This window comes from Xenorhabdus indica (assembly GCF_014467235.1).
Classification (GTDB): Bacteria; Pseudomonadota; Gammaproteobacteria; order Enterobacterales; family Enterobacteriaceae; genus Xenorhabdus; species Xenorhabdus indica.
On the sequence record NZ_NKHP01000001.1, the window covers coordinates 1 to 15,418 of the forward strand.

The following is a 15,418-nucleotide window of genomic DNA, read 5'->3' on the forward strand; positions in this document are numbered from 1 at the left end:
CCGTACGCCTAATTCAATCAGGTAGTGCGCCAGACGGTTGGCGCGGAGGTTAAGTTCACCATAGCTGATAGTTTGTTCTTCAAACATGACGGCAATGGCATCGGGATGATGCGCGGCTTGCGCCTCGAATAATTGATGGATCAGCGCGTTCTGTGGGAAAACGGTCTGAGTGGCGTTAAAGTCCACTAATAGTTGTTGACGCTCTGTCGGAGGTAAGACGGGTACATTCCGAATCAACTGCTGCGGATTGCAGTGCAACGCTTCGACCAGACCGCTGATGGTGGTAGCCAGGTAATGGGTAACACGAGCTGGATCGATACTTGTCACAGTCTGGGCAGTCAGGCGGAAATTGGTTCCCAGATCATCCACGGATAAAGTGACAGGGTAGTTAGTCCGCTCTCCTATGGTGACGAGACGTATACCTGTCTGGTGAGGCCCAATCATGCCAGATCCATTGGCCTGGCTGTGACGATAATTGAGCAAGGTGCTGAACAATGGCATTGGCAGTGTAACACCGCTGCAACGTTGTGCCAGCACCAATGGCGCTTGTTCATGCTCCAAGAGTGTCGTCAGGCTGTGGTAAGCTGCCTGTATAACTTCCTGCACACTGCGATCTGTCAGAGAGATCCGCACGGGAAGGGTATTAATAAACATACCCAGTGTTCGGGCCGTGCCAACACCGCCTGATAATCTGCCCAGTAACACGGAACCAAAGACCACATCATCGCAACCGCTGATTTGTGCCAACACCTGCGCCCAGGCTGCATGGAACAATACTCCCGGACTGACGCCCAGACTACGAGCTTGAGTGCGGATCGCTTCTGCCAGAGTCGGTTCGAGCAGAAGTTGGGCTTCGATAATCGGTTCATTATCATTCTGCATTGAAAGCACCCCGAACGGTGCGGTCGGTGTGTCAATATCAGCAAGTTGGGTGCGGAAATAGGCTTCGTGTACCGTAGCTGGGACGCTCAGGGTTTGAGCAATAAAATTGCGATAAGGTAGTGCCGCGGGTAACGCCTCGGCATGGCCCTGTTGTATTTGGGTAATCTCGGCAAAAATCAGCGCCAGTGTCATATGGTCGCAGACCAGATGGTGGAAGCGCAGCGCCAGCAACCATTCTTCCTGTGCCGGATCGTAGGCGATATCTGTGGCAAACAGGGGGGCACGGCTCAGGTCGAGACGATTACAACGCTGGTCAGTGTGGGCCAGTAACTGAGTTGGAACGTCTTCTGCTGTGGCCGGAGTGAAACTGTTAACGTGCAATGGTGCTTTGCGCCAAACTACCTGAACAGGTTTCTCTAGTCCTTGCCAGTAGGCGGCAGTACGCAGAATATCATGGCGATCAATAACTTGTTGCAGAGCGACAAGGAAGGTATCGAGACGTTCACGGTTGTCAAAGGCCAGCAGGCTCAATAACAGATAAGTATCGCCTTGTTCCTGCAATAGATAATGGAACAAGATACCTTCCTGTAGCGGTGCCAACGGATAGATATCCTGTACATTACTCACTCCGCCAGGGGTTGCCTCAATGATGGCATCAATCTCTGTCTGGGACAGCGCAACCAATGGCAACATATCGGGCGTGATGTGAGTACTGTGTGCGGGGATACAGTTAGGTGGCACAGCAAACGTTTCAGTGTCCCCCTGAATAGCCTGTGCCATTTCGTTCAGGATCGGCGTAGAGAATATACTGCGTACATCAAGTTGCCAGCCGAGATCATATAATCGTTCGATCAGACTAACAATCATCAGTGAATGCCCGCCCAGTTCAAAGAAATGGTCATGACGACCCACTTGTTCCACTCCCAACAACTCTTGCCAAATTTCAGCCAGCGTGATTTCGATTTCACCGACCGGAATTTCATAGCCGCGAGCAACCACAGCGGATACATCCGGTTCAGGCAGTGCCTGATGGTCAAGTTTGCCGTTGGGCGTCAACGGAAAAGTTTCAAGTATGACAAAAGCACTGGGCAGCATGTATTCAGCGAGCTGCCGGGCAAGTTGTTGACGTAGATTGGCGGGAGACAGTTCAATACCCTCTAAAGGCCGGACATAGGCAACCAGACGTTTCTCGCCAGTAAGATTTTCGTGGGAAATATTTTCTTCATCGGAAATATATTCACGTGCCAAGACCACGGCTTCACGTACCCCGTGACATTGCATCAATTTGGCTTCAATTTCGCCTGGCTCAATACGGAAACCGCGCAGTTTGATCTGAAAATCATTGCGACCAAGGTATTCAATATGACCATCGGGCAGCCAGCGGCCGAGATCGCCGGTTTTGTACATACGGGCGTCTGATACAGGAGAAAACGGGTCAGCCAGAAAACGTTCCGCCGTCAATTCGGGGCGATTCAGATAGCCACGGGCAACACCCGCACCGGCAATATGGATTTCCCCCGTCACACCGAGAGGCACCGGTTGACCGTGGCGGTCAAGGATATAGATCTGGGTGTTGGCGATTGGGCGGCCGATATGGCTGACAAAACCTGTCGTCCGGCTCATCCGTGTCCAGGTTGAATAAGTCGTCGTCTCGGAGGGGCCATACAGGTTACAGACGTTTTGTACGGATGAGCGGGCAAACAAATGCTCAACGACATGAGGTTTCAATGCTTCACCGGCTAAATTGACCGTCTGGGTAGTCATAGGCACGGCATTGACTTCAAGCAAGTGCGAAATGGCGGAAGGCACCGTGTTGATCAGGCTGACGGGATGTTCAGTTGTGACCAGTGACAGCACATCAGAAACAAGATGAACCGTACCGCCAGAAATAAGCGGAGCAAAGCATTCGTACACCGCCAGATCAAAATTCAGCGAAGTGGCAAAAAGCGTGTGTGATAATTCTTCCCGGCCAAAAGTCCGTTGTGCCCAGGTCAGGAAATTGATTGTATTACAGTGAGTGATCGCCACACCTTTCGGCTGGCCGGTAGAACCGGAAGTGTAAATCACATAGGCCAGATGACGTGATGTTAATCCTAACGCGTGTACATCCAGATTGTGGGTAGGTTGTGACGTCAGGAAGGCTTCTTGGTCATCAAGTATTACCGTAGGTACTGGGGTATTTAGTTTTTCGACGAGTGTTGTTTGAGTCAGCAAAGCTATCGGCTTAGCATCTTCCAGCATATAAGCCAGTCGTTCACTAGGATAGGCCGGATCAAGCGGAACATAGGCACCACCGGCTTTCAGGATAGCAAGTAAACCCACTACCATATTCAGATTGCGCTCAACACAGATGGCGACCCGATCATCAGGCTGTATCCCCTGTGCAATCAGATGGTGAGCCAGTCGATTGGCCCGGTAATTCAGTTCATCATAACTCAGCGATTGGTCTCCACATACCACAGCCGTTGCATCGGGAGTGCGGGTAACTTGTGTTTCAACCAGTTGGTGAATCAAAGCATCCTGTGGGAAATCTGCTTTTGTAGCGTTGAACTCCACCAGAAGTTGTTGTCGTTCTGTTTCTGGCAGCATCGGCAGAGTGGCAATACGTTGAGTTTCATCGGCCACCATTGCCGTCAGTATATGGGTTAAATAGCCAACCATGCGCTCGACAGTCGCACAATCAAACAAATCCGCAGCATATTCCAGTCCACCAGTCAGGCCGGCGTCAGTTTCAGTCAACAAAAGCATCAAATCAAAGTGCGCGCTATGACTTGTCTGCTCAATCCGAGCGATCTGTAAACCGGACGATGTTTGATTCCGGGCGGGAGTATTGTCTAAGGCCAGCATTACCTGAAAAATCGGGCTGTAGCTCAGGCTGCGCTCAGGTTGCAACGCTTCTACCACCTGCTCAAAAGGCAAATCTTGATGGGCATAGGCAGCAAGTGCTCGCTCACGAACCTGTGTAAGCAGATCGGTTACGCTGGCAGAATCATCCAGTGTGATACGCAAGGCCAGTGTATTGACAAAGAAACCGATTAAACCTTCCAGTTCACTGTGCGGACGATTGGCAACCGGGGTGCCGATAACAATATCATCCTGACCACTTAACCGGGCAAGTACGATACTCCAGGCCGCCAGTATAGTCATAAACAAAGTCGTGTGATGACGTTGTCCAACGGCTTTCAGTGATGCCAATAAAGTAGCATCAAGATGGAAAGGCACCTGACTGCCGGTATAAGTCTGTACTGGCGGGCGTGGTCGGTCAGTGGGAAGTGACAGCAAGGCCGGGGCACCTGCAAGTTGCTTCTGCCAGAAATCACGTTGTTCAGGGAGTGTCGTTGCCTGCAAACAATCACGTTGCCAAACGGCATAATCGGCATATTGAATGGTCAATGGTGGCAACGGATCGCCTTGACCATTGAGGGCGACATGATAGAGCACATCCAATTCGTGCTCCAGTACACCTATAGACCAACCGTCAGCAATAATATGGTGCAGGGTAAGCAGCAACATATGGGTCTGGTCCGTCAGTTGCAACAGTTGAACGCGGAGTAAAGGGCTTTGACTGAAGTCAAAAGGTGTCTGCGCTTCAATAGCGGTAAGATCAGCGATGTGTTGAGTGTGGGCGTCTGGAGTCAATGAACGCAGATCCTGATAAGACAGAGCAACGCTGCTATCGGCGGGATTATTGATGTACTGATAGGGCTGCCCTTCAATCAGGATGAAACGGGTGCGCAGGCTCTCATGACGGACAATCAGGCGTTCGAATGCAACGATGAGAGCTTGTTGGTTAAGTTGTCCCGTCAGACGCAGTAACACCGGAATATGGTAAGCCAGACTGGCAGCAGGATCGAGCTGACTAAGGAACCACAACCGTTGTTGGGCGAAAGAGAGCGGAAATGGACGGCTGCGATCATCAATGGCAGGAATAACAATCTGAGTAGTGACCAACGCGCTGGTAAGCGTCTGAGCTAAGTCTGCTAATAGTGGTTGGGCAAAAAGTTGTTGTAGTGATAATTCCCGCCCCAATACCTGACGCACACGTGCAGCAAGCTGAACGGCAAACAATGAATGCCCCCCCAGTTCAAAAAAATGGTCGTGACGACCAACCCGCTCAAGCCCAAGCAAGTCTTGCCATATCTGTGCCAGTCGCGTTTCTATTTCCCCCATTGGCGCTTCATATCTGCGTGTCACCACAGCCGATGCATCAGGAACGGGAAGTGCACGACGGTCGAGTTTACCGTTGGGAGTTACAGGAAAAGCATCAAGCGTAACAAAGGCACTGGGTAGCATATAGTCGGCAAGATGCTGAGCCAATTGTTGACGCAGTTCTGCCGGGGTTGGTTTCGCGCCATCCAAAGGTCGCAGATAGGCAACCAGACGCTTGTGGTCTGGTTCATCTTCACGTAGCAGAACGACTGCTTCACGTATCCCGTGGCATTGTGCGAGTTGTGTTTCTATTTCACCAAGTTCGATACGGAAGCCACGCAATTTAACCTGAAAGTCATTACGACCGAGGTATTCAATGTTGCCATCGGGTAACCAGCGGCCAAGGTCGCCGGTTTTGTACATGCGCGCATCTGGTTTTGAAGAGAAAGGATTAATAAGGAAGCGTTCGGCAGTCAGTTCAGGACGATTCAGGTAGCCACGAGCCACACTGGTTCCGGCGATATGTATCTCACCAGTCACTCCGATGGGAACAGGCTGACCATATGGATCGAGAATATAGATCTGAATATTGGCGATTGGGCGGCCAATAGGGGGAAAAGTTGACCACTGTTCAACATCTTGGTCCAGTGTGTATGCCGTTACTACATGGCTTTCAGTCGGGCCATAGTGATTATGCAACTGGCATGATCCGGTACGCTGTATAAAGTGGCGAATGGCCGGTGTAATGCGCAGTTGCTCGCCAGCAGTAATGATATGAGCCAGACAAGAAAAATCGCCTTCAATATGATTTGCCGCCTCGGCAAGGTGCTGTAGCGCAATATAAGGCAGGAAGATTCTGTTTATCTGTTTTTGCTGAATTAGGCGAAGGAATTGTTGAGGTTCTCGACGCATTTCTTCATTCATCAAGACCAAACATCCGCCTTCGCACAGAGTCGTAAATATTTCCTGGAAGGCAACATCAAATCCTGGCGCTGCAAATTGCAGTGTTCTACCGGGAGCTGTTTTATCAGAACCAAAGAGATGTGAAAAATTCTGGCGATGCCATTGTAACAAGTTAAACAAGGCTGCCAGAGACATTTCCACGCCCTTAGGCAATCCGGTAGAGCCTGAGGTATAGATAACATAGGCCAAATTGTGTGATGTCAATCCCAGTGATTGTGTGTCTGGATTGTGAGTGGGTTGTTCCTCCAGAAACGGGATTTGCGGGTCGAGGATGATTTGGTGTACAGATGTGCCGGGCATGACACTGCTTAGCATATCAGCAAGTGCGGTCTGGGTAAGCAAAGCCACTGGAGTCGCGTCTTCAAGCATATAGCGCAGACGTTCGGTCGGATAAGCAGGGTCCAGCGGCACATAGGCACCACCTGCCTTGAGGATGGCAAGCAAACCCACGACCATTTCCAGACTGCGTTCGACACAAATAGCGACTTTATCGTCCGGGCGCACGCCTAACGCAATCAGATAATGTGCCAGACGATTGGCACGGTGATTGAGTTCGTCATAACTCAGTGCCTGATCTTCAAATATCACGGCAGTTGCGTCAGGATGGTGTGCTACTTGCGTTTCAACCAGTTGATGGATCAGGGTGTCTTGCGGGAAGTTCACTTGAGTGGTATTGAAATTGACCAGCAGTTGGTTCTGTTCTGTCAGTGATAAAATCGGTAAATTTTGAATCAGGGTCTCTGTCGATGTAAGAGCGGCCTCTGTCAATACCGCAATACGGGATTGAAGTGCTATCACATCTGCCCGATTCAGGTAGTTGGTTGAGAAATTGAACTCAACCGTGACAGGTTGATTGGTATCCTCACAGCCAGCAAATGCGTATCGGCGAAGCATGATAAAGAGAGGGAATGGGGTGCCACGTTGTATTGCGGAGTATTGGAAAATAGTACCCGAATTAGTATCCGATGAATTAGTATCCGATATAGTAGTGCCCGGCATGTTAGCGTTTGCTTCGAACAACTCAAATGACAATATGATATCGAATAACTGGGCGCGTCCTGTCTTTTGCTGGATTTGTGTATGCCGGTTAATCTCTGCGATGGGTAAACGTTGACGTTTATAACAACGACGTAACTCCGCAGCGGCTTTGTGCATAACATCAAGAAAGGTGTCATGAGGTGTAATGGTTATACCAACAGGAATAACGGATGAAAACATTCCTACTGTGCGTTTTTGTTTAGCATTCCTGCGGTTATGCACCGGAACACCAATAACGATCTCCTCAGCATCGGTACTGTGTGAGAAATAGCGAGTGCGTGCGAAATAGCACGCCAGAATGGCATACATGAAATGTAAGACAGACAACCCATGCCTGGTCACCGTCTCTTCAATGCGCTGAAAGAGTCCGTTATCTAATTGCCAAAGTAAAGGCTCGGTTTGCCCATGAGAGGTGGTTTTCTCTGGATTTAACGGTTGGAGCAATGCGGGGGGTAAGTTCGCATAGCGTTCCAGCCAAAATTGCCGATCTTGCACATAACGTTGTGAGTCGAAATAGGCGTTATCTTCGGTAACAAAATCAAGATAAGAAGATGCAGGCTCGAATAGCTGTTCTCCCCGGATTAAACCGCCATAAATATAAGCAAGATCTTCAGGAATCAAGCCTAAACTTGTAGCATCCCCGATCAAATGATGGCAACAGAATTGCCAGTACCAGCGTGTATCGTTTACTCGTAGTAGTTCAGCACGCCACAGAGCGCCATTAAAATCGAACGGTTGCATGAAAGCTGCCCGGATATGTTGCGTGGCTTGGGCTTCTGCGTCGGTATGCTGTGAGAAATCGTGAATTGTCACAGAAATGGGCAAAGTTTCTGCAATTTCCTGAAGGGGTAACGCTTGGGTATTGATGAGTCGTAAACGTAATGCGTCATGACGATAAACAACAGTTTCAAAAGCACGCATTAACAGAGCTTCATCCAATTTTCCTTCAATGAGAACAACTGAACCAAGATTATAGCAGGGGTTATCAGGTCGGATAATTTGGTCAAGCCAGACGACTTGCTGAGTAGAACTGAGTGAAAATTGGCAAGAAGGTACAGAAGAATTCTCAAATGCAAGTGGCTTTTCGTTATTGATACGACTGCATGACATAGGCATTGCTTAACTCCTGCTAGTTAGGCTAATGATTCGGCTAATGGATTAAATGTGAGTTATCTGACGTTGTTACCCATTGAAGATATTTAAGAGTTACATTTTTCATAAAACAGATACTGTATTTTTTAAATTGCCATCCTAAAAGGGGGATACTTCATTTATTTTTGATATGAGTAATTAAAATTGCTGATGGTTTTTTCATGAGATGAATAGTGATGAGTAGTAATCAAATTTGCCTATGTAATTTTTTCTAATAAATAGGCCGATATTAATGAACTAAATTGGCTGGCGATAATAATATCACAATGCAATAAATCAAAATGAAACATCAATAATATTAATTGAAATGGTAGGTGTGAAATAGCAGGTGGGAAGCAACTTCCAGGAGATCAGCATCTTTTGTTTTCTGGTTCCATTTCTATGATAGGGAAAGAACAAGCATAGAATAAGTATGAGAAATAACAGGAGGGGTTTAATGCCTCTCCTGCATTTGCATTGGGTTAGGTGTATTAGGCTAGATATGATCTGTCAGTTTGTTGTCCTCGGTAATCACATTTATACCGTGTGTTTAGCCAAGTCTTTAGGGGTTATTTTCTTGGACACATTGTCTTTATTAATCGATAAGACTATCTTTCCATGTAATCCATCCAATAGATTATCCCCTATCTTTTTTACTGTTAAAATTGCAGCTCTATTTTTAACGCCAGAAAAGATGGAGTCATCTTCATTTTTAAGCCTATCAACATCCCTTGGAGAATACATATCATTCATCATGACTTCTTCAGATACATCCTCAGGGAAATAGAGTTGGCCTACAAAATAGAATTTATCTTCCTGTCTTTTTTGTACATTCGCCTTCCTTGCTGATAAATGGATATGTAAAGCTCTTCCCGCATAAAATCCAGGGAAAATGGTAGTGAACCTGACGATGCCTTCTTTATCAGTCCGTTGCGCCCCACGAAGGAATGTGCTTTCATCCGTTCTTGAAATCGTCCCTATACCACCAGATGGAGCCTCGATATCTGGGTTTATATATTTCCAACCTGAATACTTACCCATTGCATTACAATGCCATATATCAATAAAGATATCATTTAAAGGTTTGCAGGTGACAGAATCAATTATTTTCATTGTCAATAAAAGAGGTATTCCTGGTTCATCCTCTGTTATATTCCTTCTCAACAGTTTGTTATTTATAAAATAGGGGCCTGACATTTCCTCTGGGGTCATTTCACAGACGCCGATATTAATATCCTCCTCTCTTTTGGATTGGCTATTTGAAGAAGCAAGAGCGCCTGTTGGAATCAGCGGTAATAATGAAAATATTGCACCAGTAATACTCGCCTGTTTCAGAAAAAGTCTTCTTTCATTTTTCATAAAGTGGTTCCTTATATGTTATTTTCCTTATGTGTTATTTAATAATATGATTTCATTCAAAGCCAGGTACGAGGTCAATGCAGGCGCTGAATGGCTATTAAACTGAAAAAGGGCAGCCAGCGCAAGTTGGTCATGTATTAAATAATTAGATACATATATTAAATATAGTTTATAGTTTTCACGCTTAATGAAAGTTCCTGTGACTTTATCGTGCATTCTTTCCGGCCTGAAAAAACAGAGGGTTTTTCAGTTCAACCGCTTGAGCCGAACTTAGGGAACCCGGTTAGCTCGCTCCTTATTCCCGCCTATGCCACCAGTCAGATTATCGGCAGAACAATAAACAGCGCCCCATTATCAGCTCGATGGGGGATTTTCGGTGTCCGGGGCCGCTGTACATTTCAGCCAAATGGCAATCACCTTTATCACTAAAATCAGGGTAAAGATTATTTAAAAACAGATAATTATATGGATGTTTTGCAAAGCTGAATACTAAGAACCAGTAAAATATAAGGTTAATTATTTCCGTTTAATGAAGAAAATTCATAACCGCTATCATTTTCCCGGTATTAATCAAAATTTATTAGGGTGTTAATCTTTAGCTACAACATGACGACTGCCTTTTTTCATTAGAGTTAATGGCAGCCATATTATTAGAGTTAATGGAAGTTATATTGATTAGCATCTCTTCGTACCCATTGCTGAACTTAACATATGTATCAAAACATATATATCAAAATGATCACGTTGTAACCGGATCACACTGATGGAAGAGAGGGGTATGAGTAAGATGCTGAAGGATAACTTTACGGCTATTTTTTATCTGATTGTCGTTGCGCATGAAAGAAGTTTCACTCGTGCTGCTGCAAAACTTGGACTCTCGCAATCTGCATTAAGCCATGCCATAAGGAGTCTGGAAGAACGACTGGATATTCGACTACTAGCCAGAACAACCCGCAGCGTGGTGCCCACGGAAGCGGGAGAAATGCTGATTAACAATATCAGCCCACATTTGAATGAAATTGAAAATGATCTCATCACACTGACGGATATGCGGGACCGGATTGCAGGTAATATCCGCATCACTCTGGGAGAACATGCGCTTCAGTCTACAGTGTGGCCATTATTGCAGCCTTTTGTGCGTGAATATCCCGATATTCATGTAGAGCTGTTTATGGACAACAGTATGACCGATATTATCAGCGGTCGTTTTGATGCGGGAGTACGTCTGGGGACGCTGGTAGCTAAAGATATGGTGGCTGTACGTATTGGCCCGGACTGGAGAGTGTGTGTCGTGGGAACGCCGGAATATTTTGCGGCTCACGGTAAACCGGAAACGCCGCTCGATTTGCAGAATCATAACTGTATCAATATTCGGCGGCCTACCTTAGGAGGTTTATATGCCTGGGAGTTTTCTAAGGGAGGGCAGCGAACGCGGGTACGGGTAAAAGGTCAGTTGACGTTTAATAATCTGGATCTCCGTATAGAAGCGGCTACTTTGGGGCTTGGATTATCCATTGTCCCTGAAGACTCAGTAGAAAAACAAGTTGCTGAAGGGAAGTTAGTTAAAGTTTTAGAGGATTGGTGTGAACCTTTCCCAGGATATTTTCTTTATTATCCAAGCCGAAAACAACACACATCGGCTTTTGTAAAATTAATTGAGGCATTTCGTTATAAAGGTCAAAGTAAAAACGGCCTGAAAAAAAACTGTCTGGAATATCAAGAAATAGGAACATAGTTTTTATTATAAAGTCACTTATTTGTCCAGGATCATAAATGCACGGATATTAATCTAAAATCTATTTGGTATTTCTTAACAAGAGAAGGAAGGATTTGTCATTAAAAAAACCTAATGATTTATTTAAAAAAGATTAAGTTTATTAAAGAATATAATTTAAGAATTAACAAAATGTCAGCCAATACATTTTGTTAGTAGTTCCACATACCAATCACTCATTAATAATGGGAAAATTTTAATATGTTTAATATGAAAACTACACCACGTAAATTAGCAATTTTGTCTGTTTTGATCTCCTCTGCATTATTATCTGAGACAGCAGCAGCTACAGCAAGTTCAAGTGGTACAACGTTTGTACAAGGAGCTGAAAAAAGTTCTGGCGGAACCTCAACAACAGAAGAGGTGTATACGAGAGCTCAGTCAGATATAGAGTTAGGTAAGAAGGCAAATGCGGCAGATGTGTACACGAAAGTTGAAGTAGATACTACGTTCGCCACGAAGGATGAAGTGTACACGAAGGATGACGCAGACAATAAAATAAAGACTGTGAAAGATCAACTGAACGCTAATATGAAAGCTGAGGTGAACAACACAGTATTAAAAGGTGTGGAAACTCATGTGAAAGCTGAGGTGGGAGCTCAAACAAGTAAGATTCAGGGAGAACTAAACACTAAGATTAGTGATGAAACTGAAAAACGTATTTCAGGAGATATAAAAACATTAAAGAGTGCGAATGATTATACTGATCAACGTTTCGATACACTACAATCATATACAGACCAAAAAGTTAATTATCTCGATAATAAAATTGACCGCATTGAAAAACGAGCTAATGCGGGTGTTGCCAGCGTAGCAGCAATGAGCAATATTCCTTATAGCAATAATACCGGATTTAGTCTTGGTTTAGGTTTAGGCCAATATAGAAATGGCAGCGCTGTAGCTTTAGGTATTCAGGATAAATTAAATGAAAATGTCAGCCTCAGATTGTCAACCAGCTGGAATAATTCAGGTAGTCCAGTATTTGGCGCTGGTGTTGGTATAAGCTGGTAAGTTTCCTCTTCTGTTTGCTCTAATATAGAGTCAGTAAAAACATGAAGTAAGTACGCGAAATAGCAGGAGAGGCTAAATGCCTCTCCTGACTTTTTAACGGACACCACCCGCAATCAGTTTGACTTGATGAATTTTCGGATAGTATCCAGCGATCTTCTTTTGATGCAGCCACCAGCGCAGGTAATTTGCATCATGGTGATGTGAATTGAATAACAGGCCAACAACACTGCCGCTATGAGCAACATTCAGGCCATAGATCCCAGTTTGTTCAACCAAATCCCGCAGTTGATCAAAACCGGGTTTCGGCAGTATCGCTTGGCTGGCGATGGCGCTTAATGTGCAGGCCTCCCCAAGACGATCATTGTCATGCCATTGGTTCGCTGTACGAAATTGCAGCCATGCCTGGCGGAATAGCGGGGCGTTATTTCGTAATTGTGCGTCATGATCCTGTTGATGGTATGTTTCTGTCGAAATTGTTTGTGAACTTTCCAATAGCAAAATATCAATATCCGGTTGCCAATCGAAAGGAATTTGAGTCCGGGCAGTGAGATGATCAAACAACGTCAATTGTTCGAATATGGTACTGTCAGTGGGTTCCAGTCTGACACAGAGCTGTGCTAACTCTGTACTGGTCAGTGACTTGCCCAATAATCTGGCAGTGGCCTGGGCGGTCGCCGCAATATCGGCTGTGCTGCTGGCCATACCTTTGGCGATTGGAATCGTTGATTGATGTTCAATACGCAAGCCAGCCGTCAATTCAGGTGGTTCCTGCCAGTAATCCAGCAATAAATTTACCATCTGCCGCATACGTGGCCGTTCGTATGGTATCGGGCTTCCTTCACTGACAGAAACATAACTGAACCAATTGATTGGGCAAGAGATTAATTTTTCTCCACCAAACAGCCACCCTTGTATAAGTTCTCCACAGGAAGCGGGGCAAGCGGCTTCAGCCATAAATCAAAACCTGCTGCATGGCTGCGATCAGGCGCTGATTTTCTCCCTCATTGCGCACAGCTATACGATAGTAACGTTCATCTAATCCGGCATAATTTTTACAATGGCGAATTAACAACCGGTATTTCAGCAAGGTATGCCATAAATCAACGTCAGGCTGATTGCAGCGGAAGAACAGAAAATTAGCTGATGGCGGCCAGATCGTCAGCTCAGGAAAGGTTGACAATTGACTGTATAAATAATGTTGCTGCGATTTCAGCCATTGATGTGTCGCAGAAATATAATCATGCTCATCAAACAAAATCTCACCAACCCGCGCAGCAAAGGCATTAATTGACCACGGTTCACGCCGGTTTTTCATCTCTGCAATCCCCGCTGTATTTCCGCTGACTAAATAGCCTAAACGTAAACCTGGGATGGCAAAAAATTTTGTCATTGAACGCAATACATAAAGATGTTGAGTGACTGCACATTGAGGTATCAATCCTCGGTTATCAGGCAAAAAATCGATAAAAGATTCATCGACAATCAGCGAGATCTCCTGACGCTCGCAATATTCCACCAGCGCTTGTATAAACGGGTTATCCGGCATTAATCCGGTGGGATTATTGGGCGTGGCGATAAAAACACAATCGGGTTTCGTTATCGCAAGCGTATCAAACAGGCGTAAGTCAGGTTGAAACCCGGCTTCTTCTGTTAACGGATAGTCAATAATTTCTGTTCCAATTTGCTGCAAGGCTCGTCGGTATTCAGCAAATCCCGGAATAAGCAGCAAAGCTCGTTTAGGATTGAGATAACGGACGACAGCATAGATCAGTTCTGTTGCGCCATTACCGGCTATTACCTTTGTGCAATCACATTGATGAGCCCTTGCAATTGCCTGATGCAAATGGCGATATTCCACATCCGGGTACTTCTCGATATCGGCAAGACTATTTTTGATCAATGCCTTAACCCGTTCAGGTGCGCCTAACGGATTGATATTAGCACTGAAATCAATCAGGTCATCGGCTGGCAGGCCATATTGTTGGGCAATGCCAATGATATTGCCGCCATGTTCATTCATGATATTGCTTCCTCAGCGCGATTCTCCAATGTAAGGAATAGCTCACCGAGTGTCAGATAAGTCGGTGAGAAGGAAAGTGTTTCCGCTAAATTGACGACATCACCAACCACAATCAGGGCAGGGGCATGTAGCCCTTTTTCTTCCACTTTTGCCGCCAACGTTTCCAGTGTGCCTGTCACACTCTTTTGTTTGGGATGGCTGGCGTACATGATCACTGCCGCAGGGGTTGTAGGGGATTTGCCATAGAGTATTAATTGCTGACAGATCTCCATCAAGCGGGTCATCCCCATTAAAATAATCAATGTTCCTTCCAATTGGGCAAGTATCTCCCAGTTCTGTTGTTCATTGCCTTGAGAGGTATGACCTGTTACAACATGGAAACTTGATGCGTAATTGCGGTGGGTAACAGGGATGCCAGCGTAGGCTAATCCACCAATTGAAGAACTGATCCCCGGCACAATTTCAAATTTAATATCCTGTTGTGCCAACACTTCCGCTTCTTCTCCTCCGCGGCCGAAGACATAAGGATCGCCACCTTTCAGACGGACAACCCGCTTTCCTGCCTGTGCATGTTTTACCAGAATTTGATTAATGTCTTCCTGTGGGATGGGGTGGTAATCATGTTCTTTTCCAACATTGATAATTTCACAGTGATCTGATCTCAGGGCAATAAGTTCAGGATTGACGAGACGGTCATAAACAATGACATCCGCAGATTGAATACAGTGTAATCCTTTGACCGTGATTAAACCTGCATCACCTGGGCCTGCACCCACTAACCACACATAACCTTTATTCATTGGATTACCTCTATGAATTTAAAATCTAAATAATCAAAGAAACAAAAATATATTTCTCATCAAAACAGGGAGGTCGCTCTTTATATTTTTAAAAAGATTCCTTTACTCTGGCCTATGTTTTTTATTCATTATTTTATTAATGATATTTTCTTGTTCTTAAAAAGCTTGTTATATCTGTTTTAATTTTTTCATCATTATTACCTCAATAGGAGATAGGTAAATTTGATTTATATCAATATTTTTATTTTTGAGTATGAATAATTTTCAAGTCGAAATTTGTTATCTATTGAA

At 45.2% G+C, this 15,418-nt stretch carries 7 protein-coding genes; 2 read left to right on the plus strand and 5 right to left on the minus strand.

Translation table 11 applies throughout. From position 1 onward, the window contains the following. Together Xind_RS00005 and Xind_RS00010 are read right to left on the minus strand one after the other, a co-directional pair. On the minus strand, positions 1-8,148 hold an 8,148-nt coding region (locus tag Xind_RS00005), incomplete at its 3' end, for an amino acid adenylation domain-containing protein (protein ID WP_187649194.1). A gap of 552 nt (positions 8,149-8,700) precedes the next feature. Further along, positions 8,701-9,522, minus strand: coding sequence for an intradiol ring-cleavage dioxygenase (locus tag Xind_RS00010; protein WP_047683785.1), 822 nt, complete (start codon positions 9,520-9,522; stop codon positions 8,701-8,703). A gap of 787 nt (positions 9,523-10,309) precedes the next feature. Here Xind_RS00010 and Xind_RS00015 point away from each other — a divergent pair. Together Xind_RS00015 and Xind_RS20760 are read left to right on the plus strand one after the other, a co-directional pair. Beyond that, on the plus strand, positions 10,310-11,257 hold the full coding sequence (locus Xind_RS00015) for a LysR family transcriptional regulator (RefSeq protein WP_052189653.1): 948 nt from the start codon (positions 10,310-10,312) through the stop codon (positions 11,255-11,257). Between the two features lie 240 nt (positions 11,258-11,497). Then, entirely contained in the window at positions 11,498-12,307 is an 810-nt protein-coding gene (locus tag Xind_RS20760; protein ID WP_246432430.1) for a YadA-like family protein, read from the plus strand. Positions 12,308-12,400: 93 nt separating this feature from the next. On the opposite strand, the gene Xind_RS00025 is transcribed toward Xind_RS20760, so the two are convergent. Genes Xind_RS00025 through cobA form a run of 3 tightly spaced genes read right to left on the minus strand, consistent with a single transcriptional unit; the run spans position 12,401 to position 15,127 of the window. Continuing rightward, positions 12,401-13,261 carry a GHMP family kinase ATP-binding protein gene (locus Xind_RS00025; RefSeq protein ID WP_187649195.1) on the minus strand — a complete coding sequence of 287 codons (861 nt, stop codon included), beginning with the start codon at positions 13,259-13,261 and terminating at the stop codon, positions 12,401-12,403. Then, complete coding sequence (cobD, locus tag Xind_RS00030; RefSeq protein ID WP_187649196.1) at positions 13,254-14,327, minus strand: threonine-phosphate decarboxylase CobD; 1,074 nt, start codon at positions 14,325-14,327, stop codon at positions 13,254-13,256. Before cobD ends, Xind_RS00025 begins: the two co-directional genes overlap by 8 nt. Further along, the gene (gene cobA, locus Xind_RS00035; RefSeq protein WP_047683774.1) at positions 14,324-15,127 is read right to left on the minus strand and encodes a uroporphyrinogen-III C-methyltransferase; all 804 of its coding nucleotides are present in this window, start codon (positions 15,125-15,127) and stop codon (positions 14,324-14,326) included. Before cobA ends, cobD begins: the two co-directional genes overlap by 4 nt. Positions 15,128-15,418 lie beyond the last annotated feature (291 nt).

Bases quoted from the DNA above. Each gene is read 5' to 3' on its own strand.
- Xind_RS00015 (WP_052189653.1), top strand. From the start codon at position 10,310: ATGCTGAAGGATAACTTTACGGCTATTTTTTATCTGATTGTCGTTGCG.
- Xind_RS20760 (WP_246432430.1), top strand. From the start codon at position 11,498: ATGTTTAATATGAAAACTACACCACGTAAATTAGCAATTTTGTCTGTT.
- Xind_RS00010 (WP_047683785.1), bottom strand. From the start codon at position 9,522: ATGAAAAATGAAAGAAGACTTTTTCTGAAACAGGCGAGTATTACTGGT.
- Xind_RS00025 (WP_187649195.1), bottom strand. From the start codon at position 13,261: ATGGCTGAAGCCGCTTGCCCCGCTTCCTGTGGAGAACTTATACAAGGG.
- cobD (WP_187649196.1), bottom strand. From the start codon at position 14,327: ATGAATGAACATGGCGGCAATATCATTGGCATTGCCCAACAATATGGC.
- cobA (WP_047683774.1), bottom strand. From the start codon at position 15,127: ATGAATAAAGGTTATGTGTGGTTAGTGGGTGCAGGCCCAGGTGATGCA.